Consider the following 15,784-nt stretch of genomic DNA (forward strand, 5'->3'; position numbering starts at 1 on the left):
CCGGTTCATTGCCTGAGGCGAGGCCGGCCGCGCGCAGATCCAGGTTTGCCGCCGTGAAACATCCCTTCCGTCCAATCCCGTCCGCAGGGCCCCCGGCTATGCTGGCTGCATGACCTGGCTGTTTCTTGCATTGCATCTGCTGCTCATTGCAGGCTTTGGCCTGCGCATCCTGCTGCGCGACGATGTGCGGCCCGACGTGCGCATGGGCTGGCTCACCGTCATCGTGCTGCTCCCCTATGCGAGCTGCGCGCTGTACTACCTGTTTGGCGAGGTGACGCTGCGCCGCCGAGGCCGGGCCCGGTACCGCAAGGTGCAGGACTTTGCGCCCGGCGCCCCGGTCACGGGCAGCGGCGTGCCGGTGGCGGGCATCGCGCCGCAATGGCAGGCGGCCTTTGGCTATGCGGCGTCCATCAACCGCTTCCCCGTACAGCCGGGCCATGCCGCGCAGCTCATGGCCGATGGTGCCCAGGCCCGCGCCCGCATGCTGGCCGACATGGAGGCCGCCCGTCACGAGATCAACGTGCTCTACTACATCTGGCTGGCCGATGACACGGGAACGGCCGTGGCCCAGGCGCTGGTGCGCGCGGCCCGGCGTGGCGTGGTCTGCCGCGCCATGGTGGACGGGCTGGGCTCGCGCGCGCTGCTGCGCTCCGACCTTTGGCAGCAGATGGCGCAGGCCGGCGTGCAACTGGCCGTGGCCCTGCCGGCCAGCCACCCGTTCAGGGTGATGTTCACCAGCCGGCTGGACCTGCGCAACCACCGCAAGATCACCGTGATCGATGGTGCCATCACATACTGCGGCAGCCAGAACTGCGCGGACGAGGCCTTCGCCGTGAAGGCCCGCTACGCGCCCTGGGTCGATATCATGCTGCGCCTGCAAGGCCCGGTGGTGGCGCAGATGCAGCAGGTCTTTGCCAGCGACTGGGCGCAGGCGCGCAGCGCAGACCATGGACTGTCCATGCCCCTGGCCGCCGAACCCGAAGCAGGGCCGGCCGACATGCCCGCCGAAGGCTTTGCCGCCGTCGTCATTGCCGAAGTCCCGGCCGAGCGGCCGCGCTCCACCTCGCAGCTGGTGTCCACCCTGCTGGCCAGTGCGCGGCGCGAAGTGGTGATCTCCACGCCCTATTTCATCCCCGATGCCACCGTGCTGGAGGCCCTGTGCGCCGCCGCCTGGCGCGGCGTGCAGGTCACGCTCATCCTGCCGGCGCGCAACGATTCCTGGATCGTGGGCGCGGCCAGCCGCAGCACCTACCGCTACCTGCTGCGGGCCGGCGTCATCCTCCATGAATTCCGCCCCGGCCTGCTGCATGCCAAGACCCTGTGCGTGGACGGGCAGGTGGCCCTCGTGGGCTCCACCAACCTGGACCTGCGCAGCTTCGACCTGAACTTCGAGAACAACGTGCTGCTGCAGGACGAGGCCGTGACCCGCGCCATCCGCCAGCGCCAGGGGGAGTACATCCGCCAGTCCGACCGCATCACCGCCGCCCAGGTCCACGCCTGGCACTGGGGCCGCCGCATCTGGAACAACCTGCTGGCAATGCTGAGCCCGGTGCTGTGAGCGTGCAAAGAAAAAGGCCTGCGCAATGCAGGCCTTCAGGGCTGTTGGGAGGCAGACGCGCTCAGCGGCCCACGCGCTCGCTCTCGACCACCATGTCCAGCACATAGGCGTAGGCCGATGCGTCGGCGGGCACGTTCTGGCGCTTGTAGCGCTGGATGCGCAGCACGTTGCGGATGCCGGGTTCGTGCTTGTAGCCCTCGATCTCGCTGTAGAAGTTCTCCCACTCGCCGGTGGAGGTCTTCACGCCGTTGTCGCCGTAGCGGATCTCGCGCACGCGCAGGCACTGGAAGTCCTTGATCAGCGGGTGATTGCAGGCCGTGCGCTGGGGTGCCACTTCCAGGAAGATGCGCTCGCCGGCGCTGCCGTACTGGGTCTGGGCGGTGGGCGAGCCGTCGAACTGCCAGCGCGTGCCATCGATGAAGGTGAGCGTCAGGCGCGCAGGCTGCTTGCCTTCGCCCAGTTGCACGGACCATTGCTTGGCCGTGGGCAGGATGCGGGCCACCTTTTGCTCCAGCGCCATCAGTTGGTCGTCATCGCAGGCCATCAGCGTGCTGGCGGCGCGTTGGGTGGCGATGCGGTTGCCTTCGGTGCGGTAGCCCGTGGTCACCACGTTGCACAGGTTCTTGACGGCCAGGCGCTGGTCGGCGAATTCCAGTTGCAGGGGCCGCTTGCGCGAGGCGGCGGTCAGGAACCAGCTCTGGTCTTCGGTGCCCTGGGGCGTGAAGGCCTGGCGAAGATTCCAGTGGTAGGCGGTCAGCGATTGGGCATCACCGGGTGGGCCGGCAGGGGCCGACGCCTGGGTCTTGGCGCCTTCTTCGGCGTTGCCACCCTTGTCGATATGGCTGCAGGCGCCGAGCCCCATGGTGACGATCACGGGCAGGCACCAGGTCCAGCTTGGCTTCATGTTGAATTCCTTGGTTGATGGGTACGGAGACAGGCTCAGGCGCGGCGGGCTGGTGGCAGCCCTGGCGCGGCATGTGCCGCGCCGGCCCTGGCCGAACCGGGGCACCATAACGCAGATGCGCGGCGGCGCCTGTCAGAACGGGGCGCTATTCACATTCCTTTGCATCTATTTGATGCAGGCGGAAAAAACGGATTGCTGCAAAGTTGCCGGCCGATGCGTTGCGCTCAGGTGAGAATAGGCGGCCAGCCGCCATGCCATCCGCAGGCTGCGGCGCCGGAGCAAGGAGCAGGTTCGTGTATCGACGTTGGAGTGCAGCAAACAGGGTGCGTGGCATGCGCTACGCGGGAGCTTTGGCCATCATTGCAATGCTTGCGGGCTGCGGCTCGACCATTCCCCAGCATGTGCCCGTGCAGGAGAGCTTCGGCTCCACCGAGACCTTCTCGCGCATGTTCGATGCCTCGCCGGCCCAGACCTGCGAGGCCGCGCGCCGCGCGCTGCTGAGCCAGGGCTACATCGCCATGGCGCGCACGGCCGAACTCATAGAGGGCAGCAAGAGCTTCCAGCCCGACCCCGAACTGAACCTGCAGATGAACATCCGCGTGGTCTGCGTGCCCGAGACAGCCGATGGCCAGGTCAGCATCGGCTTTGTCACGGCGCTGCAGGACCGCTATACCCTGAAGAAGAGCGCCAACTCGGCCAGCCTGGGCGTGGGTGCGCTGGGGTCGGTGTCGCTGCCGTTCTCCTCGGGCAGCGACTCCATGGTCAAGGTGGGCAGCGAGACGATTGCCAAGAGCGGGTTCTACGACAGCTTCTTCGAGCTGGTGTCGCGCTACCTGGCGCAGGACCGTGAATCCATCGCCGTGCCCACGCCCGTGGCGCCGCAGAACACCATTCCCTCGGCCAACCACTGACGCCGGCGGGCGCCGGCCCGGTTCACGCCGCCAGAAACAGCGCCGGGTCCACCATGGTGCGGTTGAGCATCACGCCCCAGTGCAGGTGTGGGCCGGTGACACGGCCTGTGGCGCCTACCTTGCAGAAGGCATCTCCCGTGTCCAGCTGATCGCCCAGCTTGCACTGCACGCTGCTCAGATGGCAGTACATGCTCAGCAGGCCGCCGCCGTGGTCCAGCCACACGGTGCCGCCGTTGAAGAAATAGTCGCCCACATCCACCACCTTGCCCGGCAGCGGCGCGACGACGTTGGTGCCTGTGGCTGCCGCGATGTCCATGCCGCTGTGCGGATTGCGCGGCTGGCCGTTGAACACGCGGCGCAGGCCGAAGCTGCTGCTGCGGCGGCCCGGAACGGGCTGGCGCATGCGCAGGTCGCCAGGGCGTGCAGGCGGCTCGGTGAACAGCGCCATGATGGTCTGCTGGTGGGCGCGCTCACGCTGGTAGCGGGCATCGTCCTCGGGTGACAGGTCCACGGTCTTGGGCGAGACCTTCAGGCGCTGCTCGGTGTATTTCTTGTCGCGCACTTCGTAGGGCAGGGTGCGCGGTGCGCCTTCGCCCTTCACCGTCACGCCATGCGTGCCGGGCGCCACCGACAGCGCAATGCCGACCACGGCCGTCCATTCGATCATGTCGCCTACCACCATCACGGGCACGTCGCCGGCCAGCACCTGGGGCCGCTGGGCCGATGGCCCCAGCGACAGGCGAGCCACGCCACCGGGCACGCGGCTGTCATGCGGCCAGGGGGATTCCCCGGAGGCCGCAGCGGCCCAGGCCGGGACCATCAGGCCGGCGCCCGAGGCGCACAGGGATTGCACAAACAGTCGGCGGGAGCGGGAATTCGTCGTCGGTATCTGCATGGGGGAAGCGGGGGGGCTGTGGTCGAGCGCCCCATTGTCCGCCATGCCAGCGCGCCAGCTTGCCAACGCCTCAACGCCATGACGCCATGGCATTCAAACGCGCTTGCGGGCCGCTCAACGGTCCCGGCGCTCGTCGCGCCCGCCGCGCCGCTCCTGTGGGCGGGCCGCGTTGGCCATGCGCTGCTGTTGCTGGCGTTGCTCCTGCTGTGCGCGGGCCTGTTGCTGCTGGGCACGCGCCTGTGCCTGGGCCTGCTGTGCTTGCTGGGCCTGCATGCGTTGCTGCTGGGCAGCCTCGAACTGCTGCTGTCTTTGCTGCTGCGCCTGCCGCTCCTGCATCTGGGCCTGTCTTTGCGCCTGCTGCTGGGCCTGTTGCTGGGCCTGCATCCTTGCCTGCATCTGCTCCTGTGCGCGTGCCTGCTGCTGTTGCTGCTGCTGCTGCTGCTGCTGCTGCATTTGCTGCTGGCGCGCCTGGTCCTGGGAGCGCTGTTGCAAGGCCTGGCGATCGCGCTCGGCCTGCTGGCGGGCCTGGGCCTGTGCCTGAATCTGAGCCTGGTCACGCGCCTGATCCCGCATCTGCGCCTGGGCCTGCATCTGGGCCTGGCGCTGCTGTTGCTGGCGCGCCTGTTCCTCGCCGCGAAGGCGGGCGCTCTGCGTCTCCATTTGCTGCTGTTGCTGCTGGCGCTGGCGCGCTGCATCGGCCATGGAGCGGTCGCGGTCCTGCCTGTCCTGTGGCCTCATGCCCTGCTGCGTGGCTGCGGAAGACCAGGAAGGCACGCGGGAGTCGCGGCCCCTGTCACCCTGCATGGCTGCCGCAGGCAGTGCTGGCGCGGGTCGCTGCGCGGTGCCCGATGGGGATGAGGGGGCCGATTGCGCAGACTGAGGGGACTGCGGCCACTTGCCGAACTGGCCCGGCTGCGAGGCCGGCACCGGGTTCATACGGGGCTGCAATGAGGCCTGGGGCCGGTCATCGGGCCTGAGGCCCGGGCGTCCGCGATCGGCGCCATCGTGCCGGGCAAAGCCCTGGGCGCCGCCGGGCGGCACCATGCCTTGGGCGGACGGGGGCGGGCCGCCCTGCGGCGGCCTCAGGCCCAGGCGTTGGGGCATGCCGGAGTGCGCTGCTGCGGCGGCGCCGGCCATGCCTGCTGCTCCGGCCAGGGCCGCAGCGGCCATGCCGCCTGAACGTGGGTCACCAGAACGAGGGTCACCGGAGCGTGGGTCACCGGAGCGTGGATCGCCCGGGCGAGGATCACCACCTTGCTGCGGGAAGTCAGGGCGTCGCGGCTCGAAGTGCGGGTTGTTCGCGATGTGGGTGACGTTGCCAACGTTGTTGATGTGCGTGTTGTGGATGTTCTGCACCACCGTGGTCGAGCGCGAGACGTAGGTGTTGTTGTTGTAGATCACGGCCGGGCGGCGCGAGGGCGGTGGCGGCGGTTCGTTGCGGTGCCAGCGGTAGCCGGGCTCGCCCCAGCGCATGCCCCATGAGTTCCAGCCCCAGGGGCGGCGGTCCACGGACTCGGCCAGGATCACGCCTGCGCCGAAGCCGATCAGCCCCGCCACCACGGGCGCGGCCGAACTGCCCACGTATACGGGTTGCGGCGCCACGATGGGGCGGTATCCGCCGTACATCGGCACCGGCTCGCCATAGACCACGCCCGGGTCGTACTGCGGCACATAGACGGTGTCAGGCTGGGCAGGTGCGATCTCGATGAATTGCGGCGGCGTGTCGATCACCGGCACGGGCAGCATGGACGACAGTGGCTCGCCCACGGCCTGCGGTGCGGGCTGGGGCACGGGGGGCGGGGCATCGGCCGTGGCCACGGCCACCTTGAGCCGGCTGGAGTCCTTGAGCGTGCCGGCCTTGTAGGCGCGCTGGCGCATCACCTGGATGGCGTTCATCACATCGGCCGGATCGTTGTAGTAGGCCTTGCCCAGGGCCGTGGTCCAGGGAACGTTGGATGACAGCTGCGCCAGCACATTGGGAAACTGCGCCAGCGATTTGACCGAAGGGTCCCAGTCCTGGCTGTTGACGGCGTTTTGCAGTTCCTCGGGCTTGAGGCCGGGGTTCTGCCCCATCCACACCTCGGCGGCGCCGACCTGGTCGGGATAGGTGGAGGCGGCCAGCACCTGGGCCACGAGCTTGTCGGGGTACAGCGCAATGGGCGCCACCATCTGGTAGAGCGTCTCGGCCGAAGGCGGCACATAGGCCACGGGCGTGGCGACGGGCTGGGCGCTTTCGGTGGCAGGCGGCAGCGGCGCGCTGGCGGCCTGCGGGGGCTTGTCCTGGGATTCGTTGCAGGCGCTCAGCGCCAGGGCGGCGGCCAGGCCCAGCACGCTCAGGCGCAGGGCACCAGCGTGGGAAGTTGAGCGGGCCGTGGTGCGTGCTGTGGGCACGGCTGATTGCAGCATTGCGTTCTCCTGGGCAGGAACGCCTTGCGCGCCGAAGCGGCAAGGCACATGTCATTTGAACGCCAAAGTGCGCGCTGCGTTGACACCGGCGTGTCAGCCGATGCCCCCAGTGCGCGCAACTTCTGTGACGCGGTGTTTACCCAGGCTGAATCAGGCCGCGCTCAAGCTGCGCTCAGGCCGCGATCAAGCCGCGATCAGGCGGGCCTGGTAGCTCTCGGCACCCTTGGACCAGGCCAGCAGGCGGTCGATGTTGGGGTGCTTGCCGGGGAAGGCGATGGCGTCCTGCGTGTGCTCGGCATACCACTCCAGGCCCAGCTCTGCGGCGGCCGGCGTGATGCTGCCGCCGTACAGCGCGGCCAGCGCGTGGTACACGGCCAGCGAGCCGGTCTGGCCGGGCTTGTTCTCGATGGTGGCCACGACCTGGCCCTGGGCATCGGCCAGCTGCAGCGCGGCGAGGTGGGTGACGGTGGGCAGTTGCTGAAGGCGTGCGGAGAAGTTCATGCTGAAAGGAAAATCAAAGGGAAAAGGGAGAAAGGGACGGGTCAACCGGCGCCGGGCGTTCTGGTGTTTCAGTGGCTGAGTGGTTCAGTGGTCAGGCCTTGAAGGCAATCCAGGCACACCAGAACAGGCTGGAGAAAAAGCGCTTGGGCTGCACGAAACCGGCCTGGGCCAGCATCTGCTCCACCACCTCTTCCGAGGCCGGTGGAACCGCGCCCTGCCGGATTTTGCCGAGTTTCGCATGGACAGCGGCCTCGTCCACGCCCGCCATGCGCCAGCGCATGGCCCAGGCTTCAAGGAACAGCGGCTCGCTGTCATAGCGGTGGCGATTGCAGGCCAGGATGAAGGGCGCCCCCGGCGCCAGCCGCGCCGACAGGGCCTGCAGCAGCTGCAGTTTGTCCGCGTCGTCAGGGACGTGGTGCAGCACGCCTATCAGCGTGGCCGCGTCGAACACCGTGCCGGCCGGCAGGTCCTGCACGGCGCAGGCAGCTGCCTGCACCTGGGTCGACAGCCCCGCCGCGGCGATGCGGTCCATGGTCTGGTCCAGCATGGGGGCCGAGGGGTCGGCAGCCGTGAATTTCCACTGAGGCCTGAGCCGCGCCGTGGCCAGGATTTCCTGGCCCGTGCCACCGGCGCCGCCAATCAGCACGGACTTCGGTCCGGCATCCAGGCTGGCGGCCAGCAGGCAGGCCGCCAGTTCGTGGCAGGCGTCGTAGCCGGCCAGTGCGATGCGGCTTTGCGTTTCGTACTCGGCCGTGCGGGAGGTGTCGAACTTGGCGGCGGAAGCCGCCTGTGGCAAGGCTTGGTTCATGGCCTGGCATTGTGCTGAGGCCACGGTCCCTGCAAAAGCGCCGATGTGCGATGGCCCACCCCTGCAAAGCAGGATGGTGGGCCATCTTCGGGGAGGAGCGGTGCAGGTGCCCGTCAGCGGGCCATGCGCCTACTTGCCCCAGGAGTCCTTGAGACCCGTTGCGCGGTTGAACACGGGCTTGCCCGGTGTGTGGTCCTTGCGGTCGGCCACGAAGTAGCCGAAGCGCTCGAACTGGAACTTGTCGTCAGGCTGCGCGTTGGCCAGCGAAGGCTCCACATAGGCGGTCACCACCTTGAGGCTGTCCGGGTTGAGCAGCGTCAGGAAGTCCTTGCCGCCCGCATCGGGCTGCGGGTCGGTGAACAGGCGGTCGTACAGGCGCACCTCGGCCTGCACGCCGTCGGCCACGCCCACCCAGGTGATGGCGGCCTTGACCTTGACGCTGTCCGCACCCGGCGTGCCGCTCTTGGTGTCGGGCACCACGGTGGCCAGCACCTTGGTGACGTTGCCCTCGGCATCCTTCTCGCAGCCCGTGCACTCGATCACGTAGCCGCCCTTCAGGCGCACCTTGTTGCCGGGGAACAGGCGCTTGTAGCCCTTGGGCGGCACTTCGGCGAAGTCCTCGCGCTCGATCCACACCTCGCGGCCCAGCGTGAAGCGGCGCACCGGCACCTGCTGGCCTTCGGCGGCGTGGGGCAGGGCAGGCAGCTCGCAGGCTTCCAGGTGCTCGGCGCTGCCGAAGACCTCAGCCCAGTTGGTCAGCTCCAGCTTCAGTGGGTCCAGGGCCACCATGCCGCGATGGGCCTGGTTCTCCAGGTCCTCGCGCAGGCAGCCTTCCAGCGTGGAGTAGTCGATCCAGGCGTAGTCCTTGGTCACGCCGATGCGCTCGCAGAAGGCCTGGATGCTCTGGGGCGTGTAGCCACGGCGGCGCAGGCCGACGATGGTGGGCATGCGCGGATCGTCCCAGCCGCTGACGATGCCGTTGTCCACCAGGTGCTTGAGCTTGCGCTTGCTGGTGATCACATAGGTCAGGTGCAGGCGCGAGAACTCGTACTGGCGCGGCTGCGGGGCGGCGATCAGGCCGCCTTCGCGCAGATGGTCCAGCAGCCAGTCGTAGAACGGACGCTGGTCCTCGAACTCCAGCGTGCAGATGCTGTGGGTGATGTGCTCCAGCGCGTCCTCGATGGGATGGGCGAAGGTGTACATCGGGTAGATGCACCACTGGTTGCCGGTGTTGTGGTGCTCGGCATGGCGCACGCGGTAGATGGCGGGATCACGCAGATTGATGTTGGGCGATGCCATGTCGATCTTTGCGCGCAGCACGGCAGCGCCATCGGGCAGCTTGCCGTCGCGCATTTCGCGAAAGCGCGCCAGGTTCTCGGACACCGTGCGGCTGCGGAACGGGCTGTCCACGCCGGGGCGCGAGAAATCGCCGCGGTTGGCCTTCATGTCGTCGGCACTTTGCTCGTCCACATAGGCCAGGCCCTGCTCGATCAGGTACTCGGCTGCGCGGTACATGAAGTCGAAGTAGTTGCTGGCGAAGTACAGGTTCTCGTGGCCGTCGGCTTCCTTCCAGCCGAAGCCCAGCCAATGGACGGCATCGATGATGCTGTCCACGTACTCCTGGTCTTCCTTCTCGGGATTGGTGTCGTCGAAACGCAGGTGGCAGGCACCTTCGTAGTCGCGCGCCAGGCCGAAGTTCAGGCAGATGGCCTTGGCGTGGCCCACGTGCAGGTAGCCGTTGGGCTCGGGCGGGAAGCGTGTGCGGATCTTCGCCACGTCCACCTGGCCCTGGTTGTGGTGGTCGCCATCACCGGGGCTTCCACCCCAGCGGCGCTGGGCGTGGGTACCGTTGGCCAGGTCGGCCTCGATGATTTGGCGCAAAAAGTTACTCGGTTTGACCGGATCTTTGGAGATGGGGGAGGCGTCAGCAGAGCTCATCGCAGCATTGTAGGCGCCCGCCTGCAGACCCGCTCCGGACGGCTTTCGGACAGCCGCGCCAGCCAAGGGTTGAGGCATTTGGAAACAAACTTGTAGAAAAGCCTGCCATCCGTAGACCCCTCTCGCGCGTTGAGAATGCAGGGCGTATGCCGTCCCCCTGTGCCAAAGTGCGGGAAGGCGGCACCAGCGGCAATGCCTGCCACGCCTGTCCAACTTCGAGGAGAGACACCATGACAACGACAGCTTCCCCGTGGGTTGCAAAAGCAGCAGCAGCCGGCCTGGCCCTGGCCGCCCTCATGGCTTCGGGCGCTGCCCAGGCCCGGGGCGATGTGCACTGGTCCATTAGCCTGAATTCGCCGGGCATGTATGGCCCGCCCGTCTATGTCGCGCCTGCCCCCGTCTATGTGGCACCGCCCCAGCCCATCTACTACGCCCCCCCGCCGCCGGTCTACTACGCGCCGCGCGCCGTCTACCGTGCTCCGCCCGTCGTGGTCGTTCCCGGCTATGGATACGGCTATGGCGGCGGCTACCGGGGTGGATACCGTGGCGAGTACCGCCATGGCCATGGCCATGGCCACGGGCATGGCCACTGGCGCCGTTGATCTGAGCTGAACCGCGCTGAACCGACTCTTGCCGCCCCTTGGGGCGGCTTTTTCCGTGGTGCCTGCGCCAAGACCGGGCCGGGGATGGCCCGCATAATCCAGCCCGTTGGAAACCTGGAGTGTCCCCGCCGTGAAAACCGTCTATGTCCTCAATGGCCCGAACCTGAACCTGCTGGGCCTGCGTGAACCCGCCATCTATGGCTCCCAGACCCTGGCCGATGTGCGTGCGCTGTGCGAAGCCGCCTGCGCGCGCTACGGGCTGGGGCTGGAGTTCCGCCAGAGCAACCACGAAGGCGAACTGGTGGACTGGGTCCACGAAGCTGGCCGTGTGCACGCCGAAGGCCGCCTGGCCGGCCTGATCTTCAACGCCGCCGCCTACACCCACACCAGCGTGGCCTTGCTGGATGCCGTCAAGGGCACGGGCGTGCCGCTGGTGGAGCTGCACATCAGCAACGTGCATGCGCGCGAGAGCTTCCGCCACCACTCCTACCTGTCGGCTGCCGCGCGCGCCGTGATGTGCGGCTTTGGCGTGGCCGGCTATGGCCTGGCCATTGACGCCGTGGCCCAGTGGTGAATACGCCCGCCGCCATTGAGCGCCTGCGCGCCCAGGCGCGGCGCCTGACCACGCCGCTGTCTGCCGCGCAGCCCGAAGACGGGCACATGGTCTGGCATGTCTGGGGCGAGGCACGCGCGGGCGAGCTGCCCATCGTCATGCTGCACGGCGGCAGCGGCAGCTGGACGCACTGGCTGCGCTGCATGGACGCGCTGCTGGCCCAGGGGCGCCAGCTGTGGATACCTGACCTGCCCGGCTTCGGCGATTCCGACGGCGTGCCGGGCGGCCAGGATGCCGACACCCTGGTCGAGCCGCTGCGCCAGGGCCTGCGGCAACTGCTGGCCGATGACGGCGCGCCCGCCGCCCCGCTGTGTGATCTGGTCGGCTTCTCTTTTGGCGGCATGACGGCCGGCATGCTGGCCGCCGCCGACGGCACGCTGGCCCGGCGCCTGGTGCTGGCCGGGGCGCCCGGCATGGGCGTGGGCAAGGGCCTGGCCGTGCGGCTCAAGGGCTGGCGCCACCTGGCCACGCCCGAGGCGCAAGCCGTGGCCCACCGCTACAACCTGCAGGCGCTGATGCTGCATGACGCCAGCCTCATCGACGAGGGCACGCTGGCCCTGCATGTGCTCAACGTGGAGCGTGACCGCCTTCCGCGCCGCCGCCTATCGCACACCGACGTGCTGGCGCGTGCCCTGCAGGCCGTGGACGGCCCCGTATGGGCCATCTATGGCGAGCACGACGCGCTCTACCCGGGCCCGATGATGCAGGAGCTGGCCCAGGCCTTTGCACGCCATGCGCGCGACTTCCGCGGCCTGGCGCTGGTGCCTGGCGCGGGCCACTGGGTCATGCATGAGCGTCCCGATGCCTTTGTGGCGGCATTGACCGCTGCGCTGGATGACTGAGCGTATGCGGCCCATCGAGCTGCACGAGGTGCAGTGGACCGCCATGCGCGCCCAGGGCGCGGGCGGCCAGAACGTGAACAAGGTCTCCAGCGCCGTGCACCTGCGCTTTGACGTACGCGCCTCGCGTCTGCCCGAGGCCGTGCAGCAGCGGCTGCTGGCCCTGCGCGACGGCCGCATCACCAACGAGGGCGTGGTCGTCATCAAGGCCCAGCAATACCGCACGCAGGAGCAGAACCTGCGCGCCGCGCTGCAGCGGCTCAACGTGCTGGTGGCCGCCGCCTATCCCGAGCCCATCCTGCGCCGCGCCACCCGGCCTACGCTGGGATCGCAGCGGCGCCGCCTGGAAAGCAAGAGCCGGCACGGTGCCACCAAGGCCCTGCGCGGGCGACCGCGCGACGATTGATCCGGATTGACCCGGCCAGCGCAACAATGTGTGCTGCCGCTGGCGGCTTGGCGCGGCGCCCGGGCGTCCCTACATTAAGGGAATGCAAGACTCCCACGCTCCCCACTCTTCCCGGGTTTCCTCCGCTGCCGGTGCCCGGCTGCCCGTGCTCTATGTCTCCCACGGCTCGCCCATGTTCGCGCTGGAGCCGGGTGAAACCGGCCCTGTGCTCGCGCAATGGGGCAGGGCGCTGCGCCAGGCCCACGGCCCGCTGCGCGGCGTGGTCGTCATGTCGCCGCACTGGATGTCGCACGGCGTGGAAGTCATGACCGGCGCCACGCCCTCCACCTGGCACGACTTTGGCGGCTTTCCGCCCGCACTCTACGAACTGCAGTACCCGGCCCCCGGCGCGCCCCAGCTGGCGCAGGAAGTCATGGACCGCCTGCAGGCCGCAGGCATTGCCTCCACCGCCAACGCGCAGCGGCCCTTCGACCACGGCGCCTGGGTGCCGCTGATGCATTTGCTGCCGGATGCCGACCTGCCCGTGGTGCAGCTGTCCCTGCCCGCGTCCGCCGGGCCGGCCGAAACCCATGCGCTGGGCGCGGCCCTGGCGGGGCTGCGCGATGAGGGTGTGCTCATCGTCGGCTCCGGCAGCATGACGCACAACCTGGGCGAATTCCGGGGCGGCACGGGCGAGGCCACGGTGCGGGTGGACGACGCCGTGCAGGCCCTGCGCAGCCAGGATGGCCTGCAGGACGACCATGCCGTCGGCGGCTCCAGCGCCTCCTCGCCCTACGTGCAGGATTTCAGCCGCTGGATCGAATCGCGCCTGCAGGCGCAGGACCTGCCCGCGCTGCTGGACTACCGCGCCCGCGCGCCTTCGGCCCGGCGCGCCCATCCCAGCGAGGAGCACTTCATGCCGCTGTACTTCGCGCTGGGCGCGGCCGGCGCGACTGCGCGGCCACGGTATCTGAGCCGCGAGGTCATGTATTCCATCCTGGCCATGGATGCGATGGCCTTCGAGGACGCGCAGGCGGCATAACCTCCTGCTGCCGCGGACTTGGCGAGGCGCCACAATGGCGCGTTGCCCGGGACCACCCCGGTCCTGGAAATCGCTAAAAAACCAAGGAGTCCGTGATGATCGACCTGCCTCTGGTGGCGCTGGAGCGCCCCGCACAACCCGCACCGGGGCAGCAGCCCTGGCTGCTGGTGCTCATGCATGGCGTTGGCAGCAATGAGCAGGATCTGTTCGGCCTCGCATCGTTCGTGCCGCCGCAGTTCCACGTGCTCAGCCTGCGCGCTCCGTTTTCCATGGGTCCCTCAGCCCATGCCTGGTTCCAGTTCACGGTGGATGCCAACGGCACGCGCCACATCCACGCATCGCAGGAAGAGCACAGCCGCGCCCTGGTGGCGCAGACCGTGCAGCAGGCCGGAGCGCGGCTGGACATCCCTGCCCAGCGAACCGTGGCGGGCGGCTTCAGCCAGGGCGGCATCATGGCGCTCAGCCTGCTGCTGACCCAGCCCGCGCTGCTGCGCGCCGCCATGTGCTGGCACAGCCGCCTGCTGCCCGAGGCATTGCCGCACCAGGCGCCTGACGCGGCCTTTGACGGCAAGTCGCTCTGGGTCAGCCACGGCACCTACGACAACGTCATTCCGCTGACCAGCGCCCACGCCATTCGCAGCCACGTGCAGCGCCTGCCGCTGCAACTGAGCTACCACGAGTACCCCAGCATGCATGAGATCCGCCCCGACGAGCTGCAGGCCGCCATGGCCTGGCTCCAGGATCTGGGCACGCAGGGCTGAGACGGCCGCGTAAGCCGGGTAACGCGTTGTTGCCGGGCGCGCACGATGGCCTGCGCAGAGAGCGCGGCGGCTTATAAACACAAGGCAGGGGCCGGTGTCAGCAAAGCCGGGGAACCCTGGTTGTGCTTTGCTGTCGCACGTCCTGCGGCAACTGAGCTGCCAGCCCCCTGCCCAAGCCAAAGGACCCATCCATGCCAGAACGCGATCCCCAAGACTTCCGCCCCCGCGCCAGATCCTCCGGCCCATCGGCCTTCGGCATCGCCGCAGCGGTGCTGGCAGCTGCCGCCCTGGGGGGCGCGGCCTGGTGGTACTGGTGGCGTCCCGCCCCCGTGCCCGAGGCGCCGCCGGAAGTGGCCCAGGCGCCCGCCCAGTCCACCCAGCCCTCTGAACCTGAACCCGTCCCCGCGCCCGAGCTGACCGAGCCCCAGAACCCTGTCGATGCGCTGGAGCAACCCGCCTCCGGCCTGCCCGCGCTGCAGGACTCCGACGCCCATGTCACCCAGGCCCTCAACGGCCTGCTGGGCCGTGACAAGACAGGCAGCTTTCTGCAGATGGACGGCTTTGTGCGCCGCGCCGTGGCCACCGTGGACAACCTGACCCGCTCCCAGGCCCCTGCACGGCTTTGGCCCGTGCACCCCGCGCCTCAGCGTTTCACGGTGGAGGGCGCGGCAGAGGCTGGTGAGGCGCAGGCCATCGCCCCCGCCAACGCCGCACGCTACAAGGCCTTCGTGGCCTTTGCCGAGTCCATTCCCATGGACGGGGCCGTCAAGCTCTATGCCCGGCTGTACCCCCTGTTCCAGATCGCCTATGAAGACCTGGGCTATCCCAGCCGCTATTTCAACGATCGCCTCATTGCCGTCATAGACCACCTGCGCGCCGCGCCCGAGCCCGCGGGCCCGGTGCAGGTGCGGCTGACCAAGGTGGAGGGCGAGGTGCCCTCCATCCAGCCCTGGGTGCGCTACGAATACGCCGACCCTGAGCTGCAGGCCCTGTCCAGCGGCCAGAAGATGCTGGTGCGCGTGGGCCTGGACAACGAGCGCCGCCTCAAGGCCGTACTGGGCGAGCTGCGCCGCCGCATCGCCACCGGCGAGATGGCCAAGCCTGCGGGCTGAGTCGGGGTCCGGATCAACCCGCCGCAGGCAGTGGCAGGGCGGTCTTGTAGCGCACCTGCTTGAGCGTGAAGCTGGAGCGGATCTTCTCTATGCCCGGAATCGGGGTGAGCTGCTCCACGATGAAGCGCTCCAGCGCGCCGATGTCGGCCAGCGCCACGCGGATCAGATAGTCGGCGTCGCCGCTCATCAGGTAGCACTCCATGACCTCGTCGTGCTCGGCAATGCGGCGCTCGAAGTCGGCCAGCGATTCCTTGGCCTGCGACTTGAGGCTGATGTTGATGAACACATTCAGCCCCAGCCCCAGCGCCGACGCATTGGCCAGCGCCACATAGCGCGCGATCACGCCGGCCTTCTCCAGCGCCTTGACGCGCGCCAGGCATGGCGAGGGCGACAGATGCACGCGCCGCGCCAGTTCCACGTTGGACAGCGAGCCGTCCGTTTGCAGCTCGGCCAGAATGCGCAAGTCGATGGTGTCCAGTTTCATGTGCCGGATTTTATGTAGATACCGG

At 68.6% G+C, this 15,784-nt stretch carries 16 protein-coding genes; 9 read left to right on the forward strand and 7 right to left on the reverse strand.

Annotation, left to right across the window (positions count from 1 at the left end):
* The first annotated feature begins 109 nt into the window (after positions 1-109).
* On the forward strand, positions 110-1,558 hold the full coding sequence (gene cls / locus IAE24_RS20715; protein WP_199961864.1) for a cardiolipin synthase: 1,449 nt from the start codon (positions 110-112) through the stop codon (positions 1,556-1,558).
* A gap of 61 nt (positions 1,559-1,619) precedes the next feature.
* On the opposite strand, the gene IAE24_RS20720 is transcribed toward cls, so the two are convergent.
* Positions 1,620-2,462, reverse strand: coding sequence for an META and DUF4377 domain-containing protein (locus IAE24_RS20720; RefSeq protein WP_013803395.1), 843 nt, complete (start codon positions 2,460-2,462; stop codon positions 1,620-1,622).
* Positions 2,463-2,794: 332 nt separating this feature from the next.
* On the opposite strand from IAE24_RS20720, the gene IAE24_RS20725 reads away from it, so the two are divergent.
* Positions 2,795-3,373 (forward strand): DUF2242 domain-containing protein, encoded by a 579-nt coding sequence (locus IAE24_RS20725; protein ID WP_013803394.1) that lies wholly within the window; start codon positions 2,795-2,797, stop codon positions 3,371-3,373.
* Positions 3,374-3,395: 22 nt separating this feature from the next.
* Here IAE24_RS20725 and IAE24_RS20730 read toward each other — a convergent pair whose 3' ends face one another.
* The 5 genes from IAE24_RS20730 to IAE24_RS20750 form a co-directional block, all read right to left on the reverse strand.
* Positions 3,396-4,268: a peptidoglycan DD-metalloendopeptidase family protein gene (locus IAE24_RS20730; protein WP_199961865.1), complete on the reverse strand. Its 873-nt coding sequence runs from the start codon at positions 4,266-4,268 to the stop codon at positions 3,396-3,398.
* Positions 4,269-4,382: 114 nt separating this feature from the next.
* A complete protein-coding gene (locus IAE24_RS20735) occupies positions 4,383-6,674 on the reverse strand; it encodes a DUF3300 domain-containing protein (protein ID WP_199961866.1) in 2,292 nt (763 codons plus the stop codon).
* A 183-nt stretch (positions 6,675-6,857) separates the two neighbouring features.
* Positions 6,858-7,175, reverse strand: a complete 318-nt coding sequence (locus IAE24_RS20740) for a DUF2322 family protein (RefSeq protein WP_013803391.1) — start codon at positions 7,173-7,175, stop codon at positions 6,858-6,860.
* A gap of 91 nt (positions 7,176-7,266) precedes the next feature.
* On the reverse strand, positions 7,267-7,983 hold the full coding sequence (locus IAE24_RS20745; protein ID WP_199961867.1) for a class I SAM-dependent methyltransferase: 717 nt from the start codon (positions 7,981-7,983) through the stop codon (positions 7,267-7,269).
* A gap of 129 nt (positions 7,984-8,112) precedes the next feature.
* Positions 8,113-9,921 carry a glutamine--tRNA ligase/YqeY domain fusion protein gene (locus IAE24_RS20750; RefSeq protein ID WP_199961868.1) on the reverse strand — a complete coding sequence of 603 codons (1,809 nt, stop codon included), beginning with the start codon at positions 9,919-9,921 and terminating at the stop codon, positions 8,113-8,115.
* A gap of 230 nt (positions 9,922-10,151) precedes the next feature.
* Here IAE24_RS20750 and IAE24_RS20755 point away from each other — a divergent pair, with 230 nt between their 5' ends.
* From IAE24_RS20755 to IAE24_RS20785, 7 genes are all read left to right on the forward strand, one after another.
* Entirely contained in the window at positions 10,152-10,523 is a 372-nt protein-coding gene (locus IAE24_RS20755) for a hypothetical protein (protein WP_199961869.1), read from the forward strand.
* A gap of 130 nt (positions 10,524-10,653) precedes the next feature.
* Positions 10,654-11,097: a type II 3-dehydroquinate dehydratase gene (aroQ, locus tag IAE24_RS20760; protein WP_012204410.1), complete on the forward strand. Its 444-nt coding sequence runs from the start codon at positions 10,654-10,656 to the stop codon at positions 11,095-11,097.
* A complete protein-coding gene (locus IAE24_RS20765; RefSeq protein ID WP_199961870.1) occupies positions 11,094-11,978 on the forward strand; it encodes an alpha/beta fold hydrolase in 885 nt (294 codons plus the stop codon). The genes aroQ and IAE24_RS20765 overlap by 4 nt, the downstream gene beginning before the upstream one ends.
* Positions 11,971-12,381: an alternative ribosome rescue aminoacyl-tRNA hydrolase ArfB gene (gene arfB, locus IAE24_RS20770; RefSeq protein ID WP_199961871.1), complete on the forward strand. Its 411-nt coding sequence runs from the start codon at positions 11,971-11,973 to the stop codon at positions 12,379-12,381. The genes IAE24_RS20765 and arfB overlap by 8 nt, the downstream gene beginning before the upstream one ends.
* Positions 12,382-12,463: 82 nt before the next feature.
* Positions 12,464-13,402 (forward strand): DODA-type extradiol aromatic ring-opening family dioxygenase, encoded by a 939-nt coding sequence (locus tag IAE24_RS20775; RefSeq protein WP_192368898.1) that lies wholly within the window; start codon positions 12,464-12,466, stop codon positions 13,400-13,402.
* Between the two features lie 95 nt (positions 13,403-13,497).
* Entirely contained in the window at positions 13,498-14,163 is a 666-nt protein-coding gene (locus IAE24_RS20780) for an alpha/beta hydrolase (protein ID WP_013803384.1), read from the forward strand.
* A gap of 191 nt (positions 14,164-14,354) precedes the next feature.
* The gene (locus IAE24_RS20785; protein WP_199961872.1) at positions 14,355-15,275 is read left to right on the forward strand and encodes a DUF3014 domain-containing protein; all 921 of its coding nucleotides are present in this window, start codon (positions 14,355-14,357) and stop codon (positions 15,273-15,275) included.
* A 13-nt stretch (positions 15,276-15,288) separates the two neighbouring features.
* Here the strand turns inward: IAE24_RS20785 and IAE24_RS20790 are convergent, their stop codons facing one another.
* Positions 15,289-15,759, reverse strand: a complete 471-nt coding sequence (locus tag IAE24_RS20790; RefSeq protein ID WP_012204416.1) for an Lrp/AsnC family transcriptional regulator — start codon at positions 15,757-15,759, stop codon at positions 15,289-15,291.
* Positions 15,760-15,784: the final 25 nt, after the last annotated feature.

It is taken from the genome of Delftia sp. S65 (genome assembly GCF_016516495.1).
GTDB classification, from domain to species: Bacteria; Pseudomonadota; Gammaproteobacteria; order Burkholderiales; family Burkholderiaceae_C; genus Comamonas; species Comamonas acidovorans.

Coding starts and splice junctions, on each gene's coding strand:
- cls (WP_199961864.1), top strand. CDS start 110: ATGACCTGGCTGTTTCTTGCATTGCATCTGCTGCTCATTGCAGGCTTT.
- IAE24_RS20720 (WP_013803395.1), bottom strand. CDS start 2,462: ATGAAGCCAAGCTGGACCTGGTGCCTGCCCGTGATCGTCACCATGGGG.
- IAE24_RS20725 (WP_013803394.1), top strand. CDS start 2,795: ATGCGCTACGCGGGAGCTTTGGCCATCATTGCAATGCTTGCGGGCTGC.
- IAE24_RS20730 (WP_199961865.1), bottom strand. CDS start 4,268: ATGCAGATACCGACGACGAATTCCCGCTCCCGCCGACTGTTTGTGCAA.
- IAE24_RS20735 (WP_199961866.1), bottom strand. CDS start 6,674: ATGCTGCAATCAGCCGTGCCCACAGCACGCACCACGGCCCGCTCAACT.
- IAE24_RS20740 (WP_013803391.1), bottom strand. CDS start 7,175: ATGAACTTCTCCGCACGCCTTCAGCAACTGCCCACCGTCACCCACCTC.
- IAE24_RS20745 (WP_199961867.1), bottom strand. CDS start 7,983: ATGAACCAAGCCTTGCCACAGGCGGCTTCCGCCGCCAAGTTCGACACC.
- IAE24_RS20750 (WP_199961868.1), bottom strand. CDS start 9,921: ATGAGCTCTGCTGACGCCTCCCCCATCTCCAAAGATCCGGTCAAACCG.
- IAE24_RS20755 (WP_199961869.1), top strand. CDS start 10,152: ATGACAACGACAGCTTCCCCGTGGGTTGCAAAAGCAGCAGCAGCCGGC.
- arfB (WP_199961871.1), top strand. CDS start 11,971: ATGACTGAGCGTATGCGGCCCATCGAGCTGCACGAGGTGCAGTGGACC.
- IAE24_RS20775 (WP_192368898.1), top strand. CDS start 12,464: ATGCAAGACTCCCACGCTCCCCACTCTTCCCGGGTTTCCTCCGCTGCC.
- IAE24_RS20780 (WP_013803384.1), top strand. CDS start 13,498: ATGATCGACCTGCCTCTGGTGGCGCTGGAGCGCCCCGCACAACCCGCA.
- IAE24_RS20785 (WP_199961872.1), top strand. CDS start 14,355: ATGCCAGAACGCGATCCCCAAGACTTCCGCCCCCGCGCCAGATCCTCC.
- IAE24_RS20790 (WP_012204416.1), bottom strand. CDS start 15,759: ATGAAACTGGACACCATCGACTTGCGCATTCTGGCCGAGCTGCAAACG.